Raw genomic sequence first — 17,547 nt, 5'->3', positions numbered from 1 at the left:
CCCCGGAGGACGAGGATGGTCCCCCCGACGACGACGCCTCAGCGCACCAAGCAGCGCCGAGGTGAGGGGCAGTGGGCGCTGGGCTACCGCGAGCCGCTGAACCCGAACGAGCGGAGCAAGAAGGACGACAACCCGCTCAACGTCCGGTCGCGGATCGAGAACATCTACGCCCACGGTGGCTTCGACTCGATCGACCCGGCCGACCTGCGCGGCCGTTTCCGCTGGTACGGGCTCTACACCCAGCGCAAGCCCGGCATCGACGGCGGTCGCACCGCGACGCTGGAGCCGGAGGAGCTGGACGACGAGTACTTCATGCTGCGCGTCCGCATCGACGGCGGCCGGCTCACCACGCAGCAGCTGGCGCTGATCGGCGAGCTGTCCCAGACCTACGCGCGGGACACGGCCGACATCACCGACCGGCAGAACGTGCAGTACCACTGGATCCGCATCGAGGACGTCCCGACGATCTGGCGGAAGCTGGAGGACGCGGGCCTGACCACGATGGAGGCCTGCGGCGACAGCCCGCGCGTGGTGCTCGGCTCGCCGGTGGCGGGCATCGCCGCGGACGAGGTGGTCGACGGCACGCCCGCGATCGACGAGATCCTGCGCCGCTACATCGGCGACCCGCGCTTCTCGAACCTGCCGCGCAAGTTCAAGACGGCGATCTCGGGCCTGCCGGACGTGGCGCACGAGATCCACGACGTGGCGTTCGTCGGCGTGGACCACCCCGAGCACGGCCCCGGCTTCGACCTGTGGGTCGGCGGCGGACTGTCGACCAACCCCATGATCGGCAAGCGGCTGGGCGCGTGGGTGCCGGTCGACGAGGTGCCGGACGTGTGGGAGGGCGTGATCAGCGTCTTCCGCGACTACGGCTACCGCAGGCTGCGGCACCGCGCGCGGATCAAGTTCCTGGTCGCCGACTGGGGCGTGGACAAGTTCCGCGAGGTCCTCGAGAACGAGTACCTCGAGCGCAAGCTGATCGACGGCCCCGCGCCGCAGAACCCGGCCAACCCGCGCGACCACATCGGCGTGCACCGGCAGAAGGACGGCCTGTTCTACGTCGGCGCGGCCCCGATCGCGGGCCGGGTGTCCGGTTCCACGCTGGTCGAGGTGGCCAAGGTGGTGGAGCGGGCGGGTTCGGGCCGGGTCCGGCTGACGCCGCAGCAGAAGCTCGTGGTGCTGGACGTCCCCGAGGCCGAGGTCAAGAACCTCCAGGCGGACCTCGCGAAGCTGGGCCTGCAGACGGAGCCGTCGCCGTGGCGGCGAGGCGTGATGGCCTGCACCGGCATCGAGTTCTGCAAGCTCGCGATCGTCGAGACCAAGGCGCGCGCGGTGGAGCTGGTGTCCGCGCTGGAGTCCCGGCTGGCCGACGTCGTCGCGGGCGTCACCGAGCCGATCTCCGTGCACATCAACGGCTGCCCGAACTCGTGCGCCCGGATCCAGACCGCGGACATCGGGCTCAAGGGCCAGATCGTCACCGACGCCGACGGCAACCAGGTCGAGGGCTTCCAGGTGCACCTGGGCGGCGGGCTCGGCCTGGACGCCGGGTTCGGCCGCAAGCTGCGCGGCCACAAGGTCACCGCCGCCGAGCTGTCGGACTACGTCGAGCGCGTGGTGCGCAACTTCGTGGCCAAGCGCGAGCCGGACGAGCGGTTCCCGCAGTGGGTCGCCCGCGCCGACGAGGGTGATCTCAAGTGAGCGCGGTCGAGCCGCCGTCCCCGGAGGAGCGGCCATGAGCGAGCGAGCCACCCCCTTCTACTGCCCGTATTGCGGCGACGAGGACCTCCGTCCGCAGGAGGAGCCGAGCTACTCGTGGCTGTGCGCCTCCTGTCGCCGCGTGTTCACCGTCAAGTTCGTTGGTCTCAACCTTCCTCAGGAGGTGCAGCGATGACCGCCCCCACCAGGGTCGAGGAACTGAAGGTGATCGCGGAGGCCGCTTCGGCAGAGCTGGCGGATGCCAGTGCCGAAGAGGCGCTCGCGTGGACCGCCCGCACGTTCGGCGAGAGCTGGATCGTCGCGTCGAACATGCAGGACGCCGTCCTGATCGACCTGGCGACCAAGGTCAAGCCGGACGTGGACGTGCTGTTCCTGGAGACCGGCTACCACTTCGCCGAGACCATCGGCACGCGGGACGCCGTCGACCTCGTCTACCCCGACGTGCACATCGTCAACGCCGCGGCCGAGCAGTCGGTGGCCGAGCAGGAGGCGCAGTTCGGCCTGCTGAACAAGACCGACCCGAACCGGTGCTGCGAGCTGCGCAAGGTCATCCCGTTGCGGCGCACGCTGAAGGACTACGACGCGTGGGTCACCGGGGTGCGCCGCGTCGACGCGCCGACCCGGGCGAACACGCCGATCGTGACGTGGGACGAGCGCAACGGCCTGGTGAAGGTCAACCCGATCGCGCCGTGGACCGACGAGCAGTTCAACGCCTACATCGCCGAGCACGGGATCCTCGAGAACCCGCTGGTGCAGGCGGGTTACCCCTCCATCGGCTGCGCGCCGTGCACCGCGAAGCCGCTGCCGGGCGCCGACGCCCGCAGCGGTCGCTGGGCGGGCCAGTCCAAGACCGAATGCGGGTTGCACGGATGACCACCGCGACAGCTCTCGACACGTTGGGCCGCCTGGAGTCCGAGGCGATCCACATCTTCCGCGAGGTGGCGGGCGAGTTCGACCGGCCGGTGATCCTGTTCTCCGGCGGCAAGGACTCCACCCTGCTGCTGCACCTCGCGGTCAAGGCGTTCTGGCCCGCGCCGGTGCCGTTCCCGCTGCTGCACGTGGACACCGGGCACAACTTCGACGAGGTCATCGAGTTCCGCGACCAGGTCGTGGCTCAGCACGGGCTGCGGCTGGAAGTCGCCAAGGTGCAGGACTACATCGACGACGGCAGGCTGGCCGAGCGCCCCGACGGCACGCGCAACCCGTTGCAGACCGTGCCGCTGCTGGACGCGATCACCGGCCACAAGTTCGACGCGGTGTTCGGCGGCGGTCGTCGCGACGAGGAGCGGGCCCGCGCCAAGGAGCGGATCTTCAGCCTGCGCAACTCCTTCGGCCAGTGGGAGCCGCGCCGGCAGCGCCCGGAGCTGTGGAACCTCTACAACGGCCGCCACCGCCCCGGCGAGCACGTCCGGGTGTTCCCGCTGTCCAACTGGACCGAGCTGGACGTGTGGCACTACATCGCCCGCGAGGGCATCGAGCTGCCGTCGATCTACTACGCGCACCGGCGCGAGGTGTACCTGCGCGACGGGATGTGGCTGGCGGAAGGCCCTTGGGGCGGTCCGCGCGAGGGCGAGCAGAAGATCGAGAAGACCGTCCGCTACCGGACCGTCGGCGACGGGTCGTGCACCGGCGCGGTCGAGTCCGACGCCGCCGACATCGAAGCCGTCATCGCCGAGGTGGCGGCCAGCAGGCTCACCGAGCGCGGCGCGACCCGCGCGGACGACCGGCTGTCCGAGGCCGCCATGGAAGACCGCAAGCGGGAGGGCTACTTCTAGATGAGCGACCTGTTGAGGTTGGCGACGGCGGGCAGCGTGGACGACGGCAAGTCCACGCTGGTCGGCAGGTTGCTGTACGACACCAAGTCGGTGCTGGCCGACACGCTCGACGCGGTGCACCGCGCCAGCGCCGACCGCGGCCTGACCACGCCGGACCTGTCGCTGCTGGTGGACGGCCTGCGCTCGGAGCGCGAGCAGGGCATCACCATCGACGTGGCCTACCGCTACTTCGCCACGCCGAAGCGCTCGTTCGTGCTGGCCGACACCCCCGGCCACGTGCAGTACACCCGCAACACCGTGACCGGCGCGTCCACCGCGCAGCTGGGCGTGCTGCTGGTCGACGCGCGCAAGGGCGTCATCGAGCAGACCCGGCGGCACGCGGCCGTGCTGGCGCTGCTGGGCGTGCCGCGGCTGGTGCTGGCGGTGAACAAGATCGACCTGGTGGACTTCGACGAGGTCACGTTCTCCCGCATCGCCAAGGAGTTCACCGCGCACGCCACCGCCCTCGGGTACGCCGAGGACGCCGTGGTGGAGATCCCGGTGTCGGCACTGGCGGGCGACAACGTGGTGGAGCGCTCGACGCGGACGCCCTGGTACGACGGCCCGACGCTGCTGGAGCACCTGGAGTCGGTGCCGGTCGACGCGGACGCGCACGACGCGCCGTTCCGCTTCCCGGTGCAGTACGTGATCCGCCCGCGCACCGCCGAGCACCCGGACTACCGCGGTTACGCGGGCCAGGTCGCGGCGGGCACGGTGCGGGTCGGCGACGAGATCGCCGTGCTGCCCGCCGGGCTGCGTTCGACGGTGACCGCCATCGACACCGCCGACGGCCCGTTGCAGGAGGCCGCCGCGGGCCACTCGGTGACCCTGCTGCTGGCGCACGACCTGGACATCTCGCGCGGCGACCTGATCGCCGCCGCGGGCGACCAGCCGACGGTGACCGACGAGTTCGACGCCACGGTGTGCTGGCTGTCGGAGAAGGCGTTGACGCCGGGCGCGCGCGTGCTGGTCAAGCACGGCACGCGGACCGTGCAGGCGATCGTCACGGAGCTGCGCACCCGGTTCGACGAGCAGAAGCTCGCCAGCACCGACGCGCCGGACTCCCTGACCCTCAACGAGATCGGCCAGGTCGCGGTGCGCACCGCCGAGCCGATCCCGGTGGACGACTACACGAAGGACCGCCGCACGGGGGCGTTCCTGGTCATCGACGCGGCCGACGGCAGCACGCTGGCGGCGGGTCTCGTGGGTGCGCCGCTGCCGGAGGTGGACGGCGTGGACAGCTGTACCGAGGGCGGCGACGCCGCCCAGCCCGACAGCCACGCCCTCGTGTCCCCCGGCCCCTGAAAGGTCCCGCGATCGTGAGCGCCCAACGCCGCTTCCTGACCACCTCGCTCGCAGTGCTGACCGCGCTGACGGCACTCGCCGGCTGCTCCCGGATCGACCGCGGCGAGTCCGCCCCCGCCCAGAACCAGGGCGCGGCGGCGGAGGTCCGCCTCGGCTACTTCCCCAACGTCACCCACGCCGCCGCGCTGATCGGCGTGGACAAGGGCTTCTTCGCCAAGGAGCTCGGCTCCACCAAGCTCACCACCCAGACGTTCAACGCGGGCCCCGACGCGGTGAACGCGCTGCTGGGCAGCTCGCTCGACGTGTCGTTCATCGGCTCCGGCCCGGCCATCAACGCCTACGCCAAGTCGGGCGGCGAGGCGGTCCGGCTGGTCGCCGGCGCCACGTCCGGCGGCGCGCAGCTCGTGGTCAAGCCCGAGATCACCTCGCCCGCCGACCTGAACGGCAAGGTCCTCACCACCCCGCAGCTGGGCAACACGCAGGACGTCGCGCTGAAGAAGTGGCTGGCCGACGAGAAGCTCGACGTGCAGGTGACCAACGTCGAGAACTCGCAGTCGCTCGACCTGTTCAAGCGCGGCGACGTCCAGGGCGCGTGGGCGCCGGAGCCGTGGTCGTCGCGGCTGGTGCTGGACGCGGGCGCGAAGGTGCTGCTCGACGAGAAGGACCTGTGGGAGGACGGCAAGTTCCCGACCACGGTGGTCCTCGTGCGGGCGAAGTTCCTTCAGGAGCACCCGCAGACCGTCGAGGCGCTGCTGCGCGGCCACCTCGCGGCCACCGACTTCGCGCTCGGCCACGAGGTCGAGGCCAAGCAGGTCGTCAACAACGCGTTGAAGCAGCTCACCGGCAAGGCGCTGGGCGAACCGGTGCTGGACCGGGCGTTCGACAACATCGAGCTGACGCTGGACCCGCAGGCCAAGAGCTTCCCGCGGTTGGCGCAGGACGCGGTGACCGCGGGCGTGGCCAAGGAGGCCGCGAACGTGGCCGGGCTCGCCGATCTCACGCTGCTGAACAAGGTGCTCTCGGCGGCGGGCAAGCCGACCGTGGACACCGCCGGGCTGGACGAGAAGTAACTCGAGGAAGGCAGGCACACCATGACCGCCACGCTTGAGACCCCAGCGGCCGTGTCCGACGTGGACGCCGCGGTGACCTTGTCCGGGGTGCGGAAGGTCTTCGGCCACGGCCCGGCCGGCGTCGTCGCGCTCGACGGCGTCGACCTCTCGGTCGCCCCGGGCGAGTTCGTGTGCCTGCTCGGCGCGTCCGGCTGCGGCAAGTCGACCTTGCTGAACCTGGTCGCCGGGCTGGACGCGCCCACCTCGGGCCGCATCGAGCTGACCACGTCGCGGCCCGCCGTGATGTTCCAGGAGGCCGCGCTCATGCCGTGGCTGACCGCGGCGCGCAACGTCGAGCTGCCGTTGCGGCTGGCGGGCGTCAAGCGGGGCGCGCGCCGGGAGAAGGCCAGCGAGCTGCTGTCGCTGGTGCGGCTGGTCGGCGCGGGCCACAAGCGCCCGCACGAGCTGTCCGGCGGCATGCGGCAGCGCGTGGCGCTGGCGCGCGCCCTGGCGTCCACGCTGGGCAGCGCCGAGGACGGCACGCCCGGCCTGCTGCTCATGGACGAGCCGTTCGCCGCGCTGGACGCCATCACCCGCGACGTGCTCCAGGCGGAGCTGGTGCGGGTGTGGCGGGAGACGTCGACGGCGATCCTGTTCGTCACGCACGACGTGCGCGAGGCCGTGCGGCTGGGTCAGCGGGTCGTGCTGCTGTCCTCCCGTCCCGGCCGCGTGGTGCGCGAGTGGTCCACGGTGGACTGCGACGAGCCCGCCGTCATCGAGGACATCACGGCCCACCTGCGAGAGGTGATCAGCGGTCATGCCGCAGCTTGACACTGACCTCTCGGCGGTCGGCGCCGGGCTGGACGCGCTCGACGCGCCGTCGCAGGAGCGGCGGCCGTCGTGGCATAAGCGGTTCGTCCGCACCGCCGTGCCGCCGCTGATCGCGTTCGCCCTGCTGCTCGGCGTGTGGCAGGCGTTGTGGGCGCTGGCGTTCTGGCCGGAGTACCAGCTGCCGGCGCCCCGCACGGTGTGGGCGGCGGTGGTCGAGGCGGTCGAGACCGGCCGGGCGTTCGAGGTGCTGTGGACGTCGGTGAGCCGCGCCGTGCTCGGCTTCCTCACCGCCGTGGTGATCGCCACGCCGCTCGGGCTGCTGATCGCCAAGGTGCGCGTGGTGCGGGCGGCCATCGGGTCGTTGCTGACCGGCCTGCAGTCGCTGCCGTCGGTGGCGTGGGTGCCGGCGGGCATCCTGTGGTTCGGCGCGACGCCCGCGACCATCTACTTCGTCGTGCTGATGGGCTCGGTGCCGTCGATCGCCAACGGCCTGGTGTCGGGCGTCGACCAGATCCCGCCGCTGCTGCCGCGCGTCGGCCAGGCGTTGGGCGCGAGCCGGTTCGCGGCGGCGCGGCACATCCTGCTGCCCGCCGCCCTGCCGGGTTACCTGGCGGGGTTGAAGCAGGGGTGGGCGTTCTCGTGGCGGTCGCTGATGGCGGCCGAGATCATCGCCACGTCGCCGCAGCTGGGTGAAGGGCTGGGGCAGTACCTGCACAACGGGTCGGCGTTGAACGACATCTCGATGGTGATCGCGGCGATCTTCCTGATCCTGCTGGTCGGCGTGGGGATCGAGCTGCTGGTGTTCCGGCCGTTGGAGCGGGCGGTGCTGCGGGCGCGCGGATTGACGGGCGCGCTGTGACCGCGCTGGTGGCCGTGGCGCACGGCAGCCGTGATCCGCGCTCGGCGGCCGTGGTGCACGAGTTGTTGGACGTGGTGCGGGCGTTGGCGCCGTCGCTGGACGTGCGCGGGTCCTTCCTGGACCTCTCCGTGCCGCTGCTGGGCGACGTGCTGCGCGGGGCGTACGCGGACGGCCACCGCTCGGCCGTGGTGGTGCCGTTGTTGCTGGGCAAGGCTTTCCACGCGCGCGTCGACGTGCCGAGCGCGGTGGCGGACGCCCGGCTGCCCGGCCTGGACGTGACGATCTCCGACGTGCTCGGTCCCGACCCGCGCCTGGAGTCCGCGGCCCTGCGCCGCCTGGCCTCGGTCGGCGTCCGCTCCCGCGACCGCACGCTCGGCGTGGTCCTGGCGGGCGCGGGCTCGTCCCACGCGCCCGCGAACGCCCTGGTGTCCTCCATCGCCGCCCGCTGGGCCGCCGGCTCCGGCTGGGCGGGCGTGGAAGCCGCCTTCGCCTCCGCCGCGCAGCCCGACGTGCCCACCGCCGTCGCCCGCCTGCGCGCCCGCGGCGCCCGGCGCATCGCCGTCGCGTCGTGGTTCCTGGCGCCGGGCTTCCTCCCGGACCGCGTCACCCGCCTCGCCGGCGAGGGCGCGATCATCGCCCCGCCCCTGGGCCCGGACCCGGAAGTGGCCGAACTGGTCCTCCACCGCTACCACTCGGCCCTGACCACCCACCTGGCCGCCTCCGCCTGACCCGCGCGTCCTACCTCCAGCGCGCGTCCTGCTTCCGGTCAGGCGTGTCCTATTTTCGGAACCCCCGAGTCGAACGCGCGGAACGCACTGGCCAGAGCTGTGAACTGTTAACCGTTGACGTGAAACCTACTCACAAGTAGTCAGAGGGTACCGCTCCGCCGCTTCTGGAAGCCCTCCACCTCAACGGGGAGAGGACCAATGAAACCTGTCCGAATCGCGGCACTCGCCTTGCTGCCCGTGCTGGTGTTCGCCTCCACGGCCCAGGCCGCGACCCAGCCCATCACCTACAAGATGCGCGCGAGCGCGGTGGGCCAGACGTCCGAGTTCACCCTGGACCAGACGATCGACGCCACCGCTCCCGCCACGGCCGCGCCGAACAGCGCCGTCGCCGTGGTCATCGACCCGGCGCCCAACCGCGTGCCGTCGGAAGCCTCCGGCTACCGGGTGCGGGAGATCAAGAATTTGGTGCTGAGGATCCCGGTGCCCGCCAACTCCACCTACCGGTCCGTCACCCTGCAAGGCGGTTCGGGGCTCAACAGCACGCCCACCGCCGCGCTCGAAGGCGGCAACGTGGTGCTGAAGCTCGCCGGCCCGCTCGCCGGCGGCGCCGCCTTCGAGCTGCCCACGCTGACGCTCAACCTCACCGCCGGCGCGTCCGGCGCCATCACCACCAAGCTCGGCGGCACCAGCTACTCCGACGCCGGGCTGACGTTCACCGCCGTGGTGATCGCCGGGATCTTCCCGGTCAACGCCCCGGCGACCGGGTACCCGGACCCGAGCCCGGCGCTGACCACCACGACGATCGGCTGACCGCCGCACGGCCGTGGTCGGCACCCGCCGACCACGGCTCCGATCGGGTGACGGCGCCGAGTGCCGGCGGCCGAGGGGTTCACCGTCCGTCCGACGTGAACGGATCACCCTCCAGGGCCTCGACCAGGCGTTCCATCACCTTGAGCGTGGTGCGCAGGTCGTCCAGGTCCACCTGGGCCGAAACGCGGTTGGTGAACGCGTGCTGCGCCCGCGCGAGGCCGGAGACGGCTTCGTAGCCCGCCGCCGTGGGGCGGAACAGCTTGGCGCGCTTGTGCGCCGGGTTGGGCAGGTACTCCGCCAGACCCCTCGCCACCAGCACGTCGGCGATGCGCTGCACGCTCTGCCTGGTCAGGCTCATCTCCCGGGCGATGCCCGACACCGGCAGCGGCTCGCGCAGGACGGCGCCGAGGACCTGCCACCACGCGGCGGTCAGGCCGACCGGCTTGGTCATCACCTCCGCCGCCTCCAGGAAACCGCCGTAGAGGCGGAACGTGCGCATGATGACCTCGGTCAGCACGTCCCCCGCCTCCGTGCGGGGCTCGACGTCGCTCACGACACCGCGGCGACGAGCTTGCCGAACCACGCCGGGTCGCCCGTCCGGTACAGGCCGTACCACGCCTCCAGCACGGCGGGCTCGTACAGGTCCAGCTCCACGAAGATCTCCCGCGCGAACTCCAACGCCGACGCCGCGCCGGCCGTGATCAGGCCGTCCGCCCGCACCGCGCGTTCCGACCTGAACAACGACGCGCCCGCGTACCCCGGCACGGCCGCCAGCTGCTCGACCGCGTTGCCGCCGTGCGCACGGGAGTCCAGCAGGCCCTCGGCGGCCAGGCCGATCGTCGCGCCGCAGATCGCCGCCACCGGCACGCCCGCGTCCAGCCACCGCCGCGCCGCCGCCCCGAACACCGCGTTGTCGCCGCTCTCCCAGGTGTCCGCGCCGGGCAGGATCAGCATCGCGCTGTCCGCCGGGTCGACGTCCGCCAGCGCCAGGTCCGGCGTGATCCGCAGGCCGCCGATGGACGTCACGGGGTCGAGCGTCGCGCCGACGGTCCGCACCCGGTAGCGACCGGGCACCTTCTGGAACTGCGGCGTGTTGATCTGCGCCGTCGCGTACCCGAACTCCCAGTCGGCCAGCGTGTCGTAGAGGGCGAGGTGAACCGTCTTCGTCGTCATGACAGCATCCTGTCATTTTGACAGCACACTGTCAACAAACCCGGATCGTAGAGTGCCACCCATGGCAGACGAGCTGGTCCACTACGAGGTGCGGCGTGGCATCGCGACGATCACGCTGGACTCACCCCACAACCGCAACGCCTTGTCCGCGCAGCTGCGCGCCGAGCTGACCGGGCACCTCGAAGCCGCCACGGCCGACGACGCCGTGCGCGTGGTCGTGCTGAGCCACACCGGACCGGTGTTCTGCTCCGGCATGGACCTGAAGGAAGCGGGCGGCGCGAGCGCCGACGAGCAAGGGGTCAACGAGTTCCCGGCGATCCTCGAACAGCTCTGGACCAGCCCGAAGCCCGTGGTCGCACGGCTCGCGGGCCCGGCGCGCGCGGGCGGCGTCGGCCTGGTCGCGGCGTGCGACATCGCGGTCGCGGTGGACACGGCCACGTTCGCGTTCAGCGAGGTCCGCATCGGCGTGGTGCCCGCCGTCATCTCGGTGACCGTGCTGCCCCGCCTGCTGCCGCGCGCCGCGCACGAGCTGTTCCTGACCGGCGAGACGTTCGCCGCGCCGAGGGCCGTCGCCATCGGCCTGATCAACTCGGCCGTGCCCGCCGACGACCTCGACGCCGAGGTCACCCGCTACACCGACATGCTCGCGCTGGGCGCGCCGAACGCCCTCGCCGCCACCAAGCGGATGCTCCGGGAACCCCGGTCCACCGACCTGGGCGAGGTGTTCGCCGACATGCTGGCCCTGTCCGCACGGCACTTCGGCGGTCCCGAGGGCCAGGAGGGGATCGCCGCGTTCGTCGGCAAGCGCAAGCCGTCGTGGGTCCCCGCGGCGGACTAGTCCGGGTAGACGACGGTCAGGACGCGGTCGCCCAGTTCGGCGGTTCGGGCGACCGCGTCGGCCAGGACGGCCTCCACGTCGGCGTTGCCGCCCTCCCACTCCAGCACGTGCTCGCCCTCCGGCAGCCACGACAGGTCGGTCAGGCAGTCGTACAGCGCGTCCAGGTTGTGCCCGAACCAGTCGGGGAAGCTCAAGGCGTCCGCGATGGCACCGATGGCGTCCTTCTTCGAGCGCGCGCCCCGGCGCACCACGTGCCGGTAGGTCATTTGGTCACGTCCACGACGACGAACGACTCGTAGTGGTCGGCGGTGTAGTAGACCTCGTCGGACGACCCGGTCACGAGCCGCCGCGCGCCGCGGTCGTCACTGCCCGGCGTGGGCACGGTGTACTCCCGGTAGTAGTCGGAGGGTTTGGCGGGCAACAGCTTCTCGCGGTTCTGGAACGTCACGCCGTCGTTGCGCGGGTACGGGAACGGCCCGCCCCTCCCGATCAGCTCCCACGTGGCCTTCACCTGCGCGGGCAGTCCCGACAGCGGCTCGACCGGCAGCCCCGAGCCCGCGCCCGGCACCGAAGCGGAGGCCGGAGGCGGCGCGGGGTCCGACGACGTGCCGGTGAGGTCCTTGGCGAAGTAGCCGACCACGACCAGCGCGATCAGGCCGAGCAGTGCGACGGAGAGCCGCCGGGCGGGAGTCACGGTCGCAGAGCCTACGAAGGCCCGCCCGCGTCCACCTCCCGGGGCCGGTCCGCGTCACCTGCCCGGTCGACCTTCGGCACCGGGTTGAACCTGGTCGAGGCGTTGTCCACGACCCGGTCGATGAACCTGGCCACCCCCAGGGACAACGGCAGCAGCACGCACATGAGCAGCGCGAACTGGAACGGGAACGCCAGCTGCGCCAACCACAGCTCGACCCCGTCCCACCACTGCTCGAACGCGTCAACCACACCGGCGAGCGTAGTCCCGTGACGCGCTTCACCGCACACGGATCACTACCACTCGGTAAGTTGCCCGCATGTTCGCCGTCTACGCAGCCGAGCCGAGCCCCCAAGACCCGATCGCCGCCGTGCGCGTGGGCGAACGACCGGAACCCGAGGTCCCGGAGGGTTGGGTGAAGGTGACCGTGAAAGCGGCGAGCCTCAACATGCACGACCTCTGGACGCTGCGCGGCGTCGGCATCAAGCCCGAGCAGTTCCCGATGACCCTGGGCTGCGACGGCGCGGGCGTGCTGGAGGACGGCACGGAGGTCGTGCTGCACTCCGTGATCGGCGACCCGGACTGGTCCGGCGACGAGACCCTCGACCCGCGCCGCACCCTGCTCACCGAGAAGCACCAGGGCACGTTCGCGGAGTACGTCGTCGTCCCCAAGCGCAACGCGCTGCCGAAGCCCGCGGGGCTGAGCTTCGCCGAGGCGGCGTGCATGGGCACGGCGTGGCTGACCGCGTACCGGATGCTGTTCGTGAACTCGGGGCTGCGCCCGGGGCAGACGATGCTCGTGCAGGGCGCGTCCGGCGGCGTCTCGACGGCGCTGGTGCAGCTGGGCCGTGCGGCGGGGTTCCGGGTGTGGGTGACCGGCCGCAGCGAGGAGAAGCGCGCGTTGGCCGAGAGCCTGGGCGCGCACCAGGCGTTCGAGTCCGGCGCCCGGCTCCCCGAACGGGTGGACGCGGTGTTCGAGACCGTCGGCAAGGCCACCTGGTCGCACTCCATGAAGGCGCTCAAGCCGGGCGGCACGCTGGTCATCTCCGGCGCGACGAGCGGTGACGCGGCGGCGGCCGAGCTGCCGAGGCTGTTCTTCCTGCAGTTGCGGGTGGTCGGCTCGACCATGGGCACGCGCGAGGAGCTGGGCGACCTGCTGTCGTTCTGCGACCTGACGGGGCTGCGCCCCCAGATCGGCGCCGAGCTGCCGTTCGAGCGCGTCGAGGAGGGCTTGCGCGCGATGCTCGACGGCGAGACCGCGGGCAAGATCGTCTTCACGCGGGGCTGAGCTTCGTCAACCCGTACGCACGCACAAAATCCACTCCCTCGAATGGTGCGATCGGACAAACCCGGTGACAGTTGACCGGCGTACGGTTCGCCGCACACCGATCCACCGAGGGAGTTGGACGATGACGGTCCAGGACGGATTCGGCCGTGGCAGCGGGGTGTTCCGCCGCAAGCCGATCGAGCAGATCAGTGACGAGAAGACGGCGCTGACCCGGACGTTGGGGTTGTGGCAGCTCACCGCGATCGGCATCGGCGGCATCATCGGCGCGGGCATCTTCTCGCTGGCCGGCGCCGTGGCCAACAAGACCGCCGGCCCCGCCGTGCTGATCTCGTTCCTCGTCGCGGGCATCGCCAGCGCCGCGGCGGCGTTCTCCTACGCGGAGTTCGCGGGCCTGATCCCCAGGGCGGGCTCGGCCTACACCTACGGCTACGCGGTGCTCGGCGAGATCGTCGGCTGGTTCATCGGCTGGGACCTGCTGCTGGAGTACACCGCGATCGTGGCCGTGGTGGCGATCGGGATCAGCGGCTACTTCAACGAGCTGCTGAACCTGCTCGGCCTCGACCTGCCGGTGTGGATGCTCGGCGCGCCCGGCACCGAGACCGGTGACGTCGCGGCGGGCAGCTACAAGGTGAACCTGTTCGCGGTGCTGCTGTGCCTGCTGATCGCGTTCGTGCTCAACATGGGCATGAAGAACGCGGCGCGCTTCGAGACGACCCTGGTGTACCTGAAGGTCGCCGTGGTGCTGCTCGTGATCGTGGTCGGCGCGTTCCACATCAACACCGACAACTACAACCCGTTCTTCCCGTTCGGCATCTCCGGCGCGCTCACCGGCGCGGCCACGGTGTTCTTCGCGGTGTTCGGCTACGACGCGATGAGCACGGCCGCCGAGGAGTCCAAGGACTCCCAGAAGCACATGCCGAAGGCGATCATCTACTCGCTGGCCATCTCGATGGTCCTGTACGTGCTCGCCTGCCTGGTGCTCACCGGCATGGTCAACTACCAGGACGTGGACGCGGAGAGCGCGTTCGCCTCGGCGTTCGCCGACGTCGGCCTGCCGGCGCTGGGCATCATCATCTCCGTCGGCGCGGTGCTGGGCATCACGACGGTGCTCTTCACGTTCCTGATGGGCGCGGCGCGGGTCGGCTACTCGATGTCGCGCGACGGCCTGCTGCCGAAGTGGTTCGCCAAGACCCACCCGGTCAAGCACGTGCCCACGCGCACCACGTGGGTGCTCGGCATCGCGTCCGCCGTCATCGCGGGCTTCCTGCCCATCGCCGAGGCGGCCGAGCTGACCAACATCGGCATCCTGCTGGCGTTCGTGGTGGTCTGCGTCGCGGTGATCGTGCTGCGGTACAAGCAGCCGGACCTGCCGCGCACGTTCAAGACGCCGGGCATGCCGGTCGTGCCGATCATCGGCGTGGTGTTCTCGCTGTGGCTGATCACGTTCCTGGCGCCGGAGACCTGGCTGCGCTTCGGCGTCTGGTTCCTCATCGGGCTGGTCGTGTACTTCGCCTACAGCCGGCGCAGGTCAGTGCTCAACGACCCCTCGAACGCCGACCGCGAGGACTGAGTCGCACCAGTCGTCGACCACGTCGGCGAGCACGGCCATCGGCAGCGGCCCGCCGCCGAGCACCAGGTCGTGGAAGGCCTTGATGTCGAAGCGGTCGCCCAGCCTCCGCTCCGCCTCACCGCGCAGGCGCTGGATCTCCAGCCGCCCCACCATGTAGGACAGCGCCTGCGCGGGGTTCTCGATGTACCGGTCGACCTCGGAGAAGATGTCCACGTCCGGCATGACGGCGTTGGCGCGCAGGTAGTCCACGGCCTGCTGCCTGCTCCAGCGCAACGCGTGCAGACCGGTGTCCACCACCAGGCGCGCGGCGCGCAGCGAGTCGCCCGACAGCATCCCCAGCCGCGCCACGTCGTCGCTGTAGAGGCCCATCTCGTCGGCCAGCCGCTCGGCGTAGAGCGCCCAGCCCTCCAGGTAGGCCTCGATGGACGCGAACCGGCGCAGCAGCGGCAGGTCGTCGACCTGCTGGGCCAGCGCGATCTGGAAGTGGTGGCCCGGCACGCCCTCGTGGAACGCGGTCGACTCGGCGCTGAACCGCTCGCGCAACCGTGACTGGTGGGTGTTGACGAAGTAGGTGCCCGGTCGGGAGCCGTCCATCGCCGGGTCCACGTAGTAGGCCAGCGGCGCGTTCGGCGCCTCCGCCTCCGGCACCGCCTCCACCGCGCACCGGGCTCGCGGCACCGCGCCGAACCACGCCGCCGCGGCCTCCTCGGCGCGGGCGATGGTCCGCGCCGCCAACGTCACCATGTCCTCGGCGCTGCGCCAGCGCAGCTCCGGGTCGGCCAGCAGCCGGGCGCGCACGCCGGCGGCCGTGGTCGGGCCGAACACGCGGCCGCCGACCTCCTCGTACTCCCGGTCCAGTTCCTCGACGAGGTTCAGGCCGATCCGGTGCAGTTCCTCCGGTGTGTGGCCGGTCGTGGTGTACATGCGGACCAGGTCGGTGTAGATCAGGTCGCCGTCGGGCAGCCAGCACAGGCCGGGCCGGTCCTCGCCGCGACCGCGGTCGATTACTTCGGCGCGCAGGAAGTCGCGGTAGCGGGCGATGGCGGGGCGCACGGTCTCGTCCAGCAGGCTCGCGCACACGGCGGCGTGCGGGGTGTCGTGCAACGGCGTGCCGAGCGGGTCCTGCTCGTCGGCCAGGTAGCGGTCGATGCGGTGGACGGCGGCTTCCACCAGGTGTCTGAGCGGGCGGCGGGTCGACTCGCGCTGTCTTCGGGTGAGCGCGTCGAGGTAGCCGGGCAGCGACGACAGCCGGGTCAGGTACGCCTGCCGCGCCTCGTCGTCGGTCGGGCGGATCAGCGGCAACGCGCCGAGCAGGACGGCGAGCGGCGCGGTGAGGCCTTCGGCGTGGGTGTGCTCGACCAGGTTCGCGTCGAGGCGGTGCACCAGGCCCCACGCCTGCTGCACGACCACCGCACGCGTCACCGGGTCGTCGTCCTCGGCACGCGCCCGCCGCGCGATGTCCTCGGCCCGGGCACGGCGCACGCGCCCGCCCTCGGCGCTCGGGTCCGGCAGGCGGTCGTCCCAGCCCGGGATGCCGAGCAGCGTCGCCATGACGGGATCGTCGTCCAGGACCAGGGTCAGCATCTCGTCGGCGAGTTCGCGCGCGGTCGTCACGTCGCCATTCTGTGGTGCTACGCCGGTGAAATGCGCGTGATCGCGACGGAAAGGGCTTGGCGCGCCTCGGCGACCAGCCTCGCCACCACCTCGGCCGCCGGGGCCGCTCGGACCAGCGCGTAGGTCTGCCCGGCCCACAACGACATCAGCTCCGGGTCGCCGGTCGCGCGCACCGGCCGGGTCAGGTGGTGCACCTCCGGGTACGCGGCGGGCGCCTGCTCCTGGTTCGCCACCAGGAACCGGTTCACCAGGCCGCGCGCCGGGCGTCCGCTGAACGCCCTGGTCAACGCGGTGCGGCGGGTGCCCTCGGCGAGGGCCTGGCGGTGTGCGGCGGACGTGCCCGCTTCGGGGGTCGGCAGGAACGCGGTGCCCAGCTGCGCCGCGACCGCGCCCGCGGTGATCACGGCCGCCACGTCCGCGCCGTGCACCAGGCCGCCGGCCGCGATCAGCGGCAGGTCCACCTTGGCGCGGACCAGCCGCAACGCGGCCAGCACGCCGAACAGCTCGCCGCCACCGGGCGAGACGCCGTCGTCGGCGAACGTGCCGCGGTGCCCGCCCGCTTCACTGCCCTGCACGCACAGCACGTCGGCGCCGATCTGCGCCGCCTGGGCGGCTTCCTGCGGTGTGGTGACCGTGACGACGACCGTGGAGCCCGCGGCGTGCAGCCGGTGCACGTCCTCGGGGTTCGGCAAGCCGAACGTGAACGAGACCACCGGAACGCGCAACGCCATCACGAGTTCGAGCTTGGCGGCGTAGGCGTCGTCGTCCCACCGCGGTTCACCCGGCTCGGTCGGCGACTGGGCCTTGACGCGGTCGCGGTAGCCGGACAGGTCGGTGGTGGACCGGGGGCCGGGCACGAACAGGTTCACCCCGTACGGCCGGTCGGTCAGCGCGGTGGTCGCGGTGATCTGCTCGGCGAGCGCCTCGACGGAGAGGTAGCCGGCGGCCAGGAACCCGAGGCCGCCCGCCCGGCCGACCTCGGCCACGAGCGCCGGTGTGGACGCCCCACCGGCCATCGGCGCGGCGATGACGGGCACTTCGAGTCGGTCCAACATGGAACCGACCCTAACCCGCGCCACCGCTGTGGTCACGTATTGCCAGGTCTACGGCGTTCGGCCGCAAAACGCCGCGTTCCGCGCGTTCGACTCGGGGGTCCTGAACGCAGGACACGCGCGGCGGGGGGGGGGGGGGGGGGGGGGGGGGGGGGGGGGGTGTGGGGGGGGGGGGGGGGGGGGGGGGGGGGGGGGGGGGGGGGGGTGGG

General features: G+C 71.8%; 20 protein-coding genes. 13 read left to right on the top strand and 7 right to left on the bottom strand.

Annotation, left to right across the window (positions count from 1 at the left end; genetic code table 11):
* Window positions 1-15 precede the first annotated feature (15 nt).
* From ACZ7GX_RS19355 to ACZ7GX_RS19310, 10 genes are all read left to right on the top strand, one after another.
* Window positions 16-1,698: a nitrite/sulfite reductase gene (locus tag ACZ7GX_RS19355; protein WP_498778415.1), complete on the top strand. Its 1,683-nt coding sequence runs from the start codon at window positions 16-18 to the stop codon at window positions 1,696-1,698.
* A 34-nt stretch (window positions 1,699-1,732) separates the two neighbouring features.
* Window positions 1,733-1,891 (top strand): hypothetical protein, encoded by a 159-nt coding sequence (locus tag ACZ7GX_RS19350; RefSeq protein ID WP_015098919.1) that lies wholly within the window; start codon window positions 1,733-1,735, stop codon window positions 1,889-1,891.
* Entirely contained in the window at window positions 1,888-2,589 is a 702-nt protein-coding gene (locus tag ACZ7GX_RS19345) for a phosphoadenylyl-sulfate reductase (protein WP_498778414.1), read from the top strand. Before ACZ7GX_RS19350 ends, ACZ7GX_RS19345 begins: the two co-directional genes overlap by 4 nt.
* Window positions 2,586-3,491 carry a sulfate adenylyltransferase subunit CysD gene (gene cysD / locus ACZ7GX_RS19340; RefSeq protein WP_498778413.1) on the top strand — a complete coding sequence of 302 codons (906 nt, stop codon included), beginning with the start codon at window positions 2,586-2,588 and terminating at the stop codon, window positions 3,489-3,491. The genes ACZ7GX_RS19345 and cysD overlap by 4 nt, the downstream gene beginning before the upstream one ends.
* Window positions 3,492-4,835, top strand: a complete 1,344-nt coding sequence (locus ACZ7GX_RS19335; RefSeq protein ID WP_498778412.1) for a sulfate adenylyltransferase subunit 1 — start codon at window positions 3,492-3,494, stop codon at window positions 4,833-4,835.
* A 14-nt stretch (window positions 4,836-4,849) separates the two neighbouring features.
* Window positions 4,850-5,905: an ABC transporter substrate-binding protein gene (locus ACZ7GX_RS19330; protein ID WP_498778411.1), complete on the top strand. Its 1,056-nt coding sequence runs from the start codon at window positions 4,850-4,852 to the stop codon at window positions 5,903-5,905.
* Window positions 5,906-5,926: 21 nt separating this feature from the next.
* A complete protein-coding gene (locus ACZ7GX_RS19325; RefSeq protein WP_498778410.1) occupies window positions 5,927-6,715 on the top strand; it encodes an ABC transporter ATP-binding protein in 789 nt (262 codons plus the stop codon).
* On the top strand, window positions 6,702-7,574 hold the full coding sequence (locus tag ACZ7GX_RS19320; protein WP_498778409.1) for an ABC transporter permease: 873 nt from the start codon (window positions 6,702-6,704) through the stop codon (window positions 7,572-7,574). The genes ACZ7GX_RS19325 and ACZ7GX_RS19320 overlap by 14 nt, the downstream gene beginning before the upstream one ends.
* Complete coding sequence (locus ACZ7GX_RS19315) at window positions 7,571-8,302, top strand: sirohydrochlorin chelatase (protein WP_498778408.1); 732 nt, start codon at window positions 7,571-7,573, stop codon at window positions 8,300-8,302. The genes ACZ7GX_RS19320 and ACZ7GX_RS19315 overlap by 4 nt, the downstream gene beginning before the upstream one ends.
* Before the next feature lie 198 nt (window positions 8,303-8,500).
* The gene (locus ACZ7GX_RS19310) at window positions 8,501-9,112 is read left to right on the top strand and encodes a cyclase (RefSeq protein ID WP_498778407.1); all 612 of its coding nucleotides are present in this window, start codon (window positions 8,501-8,503) and stop codon (window positions 9,110-9,112) included.
* Between the two features lie 79 nt (window positions 9,113-9,191).
* On the opposite strand, the gene ACZ7GX_RS19305 is transcribed toward ACZ7GX_RS19310, so the two are convergent.
* Entirely contained in the window at window positions 9,192-9,665 is a 474-nt protein-coding gene (locus tag ACZ7GX_RS19305) for a MarR family winged helix-turn-helix transcriptional regulator (protein ID WP_498778406.1), read from the bottom strand.
* Window positions 9,662-10,285 (bottom strand): DJ-1/PfpI family protein, encoded by a 624-nt coding sequence (locus ACZ7GX_RS19300; RefSeq protein ID WP_498778405.1) that lies wholly within the window; start codon window positions 10,283-10,285, stop codon window positions 9,662-9,664. The genes ACZ7GX_RS19305 and ACZ7GX_RS19300 overlap by 4 nt, the downstream gene beginning before the upstream one ends.
* 61 nt (window positions 10,286-10,346) lie before the next feature.
* Here ACZ7GX_RS19300 and ACZ7GX_RS19295 point away from each other — a divergent pair, with 61 nt between their 5' ends.
* Complete coding sequence (locus ACZ7GX_RS19295; protein ID WP_498778404.1) at window positions 10,347-11,123, top strand: enoyl-CoA hydratase-related protein; 777 nt, start codon at window positions 10,347-10,349, stop codon at window positions 11,121-11,123.
* Here ACZ7GX_RS19295 and ACZ7GX_RS19290 read toward each other — a convergent pair.
* From ACZ7GX_RS19290 to ACZ7GX_RS19280, 3 genes are read right to left on the bottom strand one after another with little or no spacing between them, the layout of a single operon-like run.
* Window positions 11,120-11,389, bottom strand: a complete 270-nt coding sequence (locus ACZ7GX_RS19290; RefSeq protein ID WP_498778403.1) for a barstar family protein — start codon at window positions 11,387-11,389, stop codon at window positions 11,120-11,122. The two genes, ACZ7GX_RS19295 and ACZ7GX_RS19290, sit on opposite strands and share 4 nt — an antisense overlap.
* Window positions 11,386-11,817, bottom strand: coding sequence for a guanyl-specific ribonuclease (locus ACZ7GX_RS19285; RefSeq protein ID WP_498778402.1), 432 nt, complete (start codon window positions 11,815-11,817; stop codon window positions 11,386-11,388). The genes ACZ7GX_RS19290 and ACZ7GX_RS19285 overlap by 4 nt, the downstream gene beginning before the upstream one ends.
* Window positions 11,818-11,828: 11 nt before the next feature.
* Entirely contained in the window at window positions 11,829-12,065 is a 237-nt protein-coding gene (locus ACZ7GX_RS19280) for a hypothetical protein (protein ID WP_498778401.1), read from the bottom strand.
* A 68-nt stretch (window positions 12,066-12,133) separates the two neighbouring features.
* Between ACZ7GX_RS19280 and ACZ7GX_RS19275 the strand changes: the two genes are divergently transcribed.
* Together ACZ7GX_RS19275 and ACZ7GX_RS19270 are read left to right on the top strand one after the other, a co-directional pair.
* Window positions 12,134-13,102, top strand: coding sequence for a zinc-binding dehydrogenase (locus ACZ7GX_RS19275; protein WP_498778400.1), 969 nt, complete (start codon window positions 12,134-12,136; stop codon window positions 13,100-13,102).
* A gap of 121 nt (window positions 13,103-13,223) precedes the next feature.
* Window positions 13,224-14,672 carry an amino acid permease gene (locus ACZ7GX_RS19270; RefSeq protein WP_498778399.1) on the top strand — a complete coding sequence of 483 codons (1,449 nt, stop codon included), beginning with the start codon at window positions 13,224-13,226 and terminating at the stop codon, window positions 14,670-14,672.
* Here ACZ7GX_RS19270 and ACZ7GX_RS19265 read toward each other — a convergent pair.
* Window positions 14,631-16,286 (bottom strand): DUF885 domain-containing protein, encoded by a 1,656-nt coding sequence (locus tag ACZ7GX_RS19265; RefSeq protein ID WP_498778398.1) that lies wholly within the window; start codon window positions 16,284-16,286, stop codon window positions 14,631-14,633. The genes ACZ7GX_RS19270 and ACZ7GX_RS19265 overlap by 42 nt on opposite strands.
* A gap of 17 nt (window positions 16,287-16,303) precedes the next feature.
* Window positions 16,304-17,341, bottom strand: coding sequence for an NAD(P)H-dependent flavin oxidoreductase (locus ACZ7GX_RS19260; protein ID WP_498778397.1), 1,038 nt, complete (start codon window positions 17,339-17,341; stop codon window positions 16,304-16,306).
* Window positions 17,342-17,547: the final 206 nt, after the last annotated feature.

The sequence above is a fragment of the Actinosynnema sp. NPDC037264 genome (assembly GCF_055603705.1).
The sequence above is the reverse complement of the archived record's forward strand: the minus strand, read 5'-3'. Positions and strand labels throughout refer to the sequence as shown.

Excerpts from the sequence above, each read along its gene's own strand:
- ACZ7GX_RS19355 (WP_498778415.1), top strand. The coding sequence starts at position 16 with ATGGTCCCCCCGACGACGACGCCTCAGCGCACCAAGCAGCGCCGAGGT.
- ACZ7GX_RS19350 (WP_015098919.1), top strand. The coding sequence starts at position 1,733 with ATGAGCGAGCGAGCCACCCCCTTCTACTGCCCGTATTGCGGCGACGAG.
- ACZ7GX_RS19345 (WP_498778414.1), top strand. The coding sequence starts at position 1,888 with ATGACCGCCCCCACCAGGGTCGAGGAACTGAAGGTGATCGCGGAGGCC.
- cysD (WP_498778413.1), top strand. The coding sequence starts at position 2,586 with ATGACCACCGCGACAGCTCTCGACACGTTGGGCCGCCTGGAGTCCGAG.
- ACZ7GX_RS19335 (WP_498778412.1), top strand. The coding sequence starts at position 3,492 with ATGAGCGACCTGTTGAGGTTGGCGACGGCGGGCAGCGTGGACGACGGC.
- ACZ7GX_RS19325 (WP_498778410.1), top strand. The coding sequence starts at position 5,927 with ATGACCGCCACGCTTGAGACCCCAGCGGCCGTGTCCGACGTGGACGCC.
- ACZ7GX_RS19320 (WP_498778409.1), top strand. The coding sequence starts at position 6,702 with ATGCCGCAGCTTGACACTGACCTCTCGGCGGTCGGCGCCGGGCTGGAC.
- ACZ7GX_RS19310 (WP_498778407.1), top strand. The coding sequence starts at position 8,501 with ATGAAACCTGTCCGAATCGCGGCACTCGCCTTGCTGCCCGTGCTGGTG.
- ACZ7GX_RS19300 (WP_498778405.1), bottom strand. The coding sequence starts at position 10,285 with ATGACGACGAAGACGGTTCACCTCGCCCTCTACGACACGCTGGCCGAC.
- ACZ7GX_RS19295 (WP_498778404.1), top strand. The coding sequence starts at position 10,347 with ATGGCAGACGAGCTGGTCCACTACGAGGTGCGGCGTGGCATCGCGACG.
- ACZ7GX_RS19290 (WP_498778403.1), bottom strand. The coding sequence starts at position 11,389 with ATGACCTACCGGCACGTGGTGCGCCGGGGCGCGCGCTCGAAGAAGGAC.
- ACZ7GX_RS19275 (WP_498778400.1), top strand. The coding sequence starts at position 12,134 with ATGTTCGCCGTCTACGCAGCCGAGCCGAGCCCCCAAGACCCGATCGCC.
- ACZ7GX_RS19270 (WP_498778399.1), top strand. The coding sequence starts at position 13,224 with ATGACGGTCCAGGACGGATTCGGCCGTGGCAGCGGGGTGTTCCGCCGC.
- ACZ7GX_RS19260 (WP_498778397.1), bottom strand. The coding sequence starts at position 17,341 with ATGTTGGACCGACTCGAAGTGCCCGTCATCGCCGCGCCGATGGCCGGT.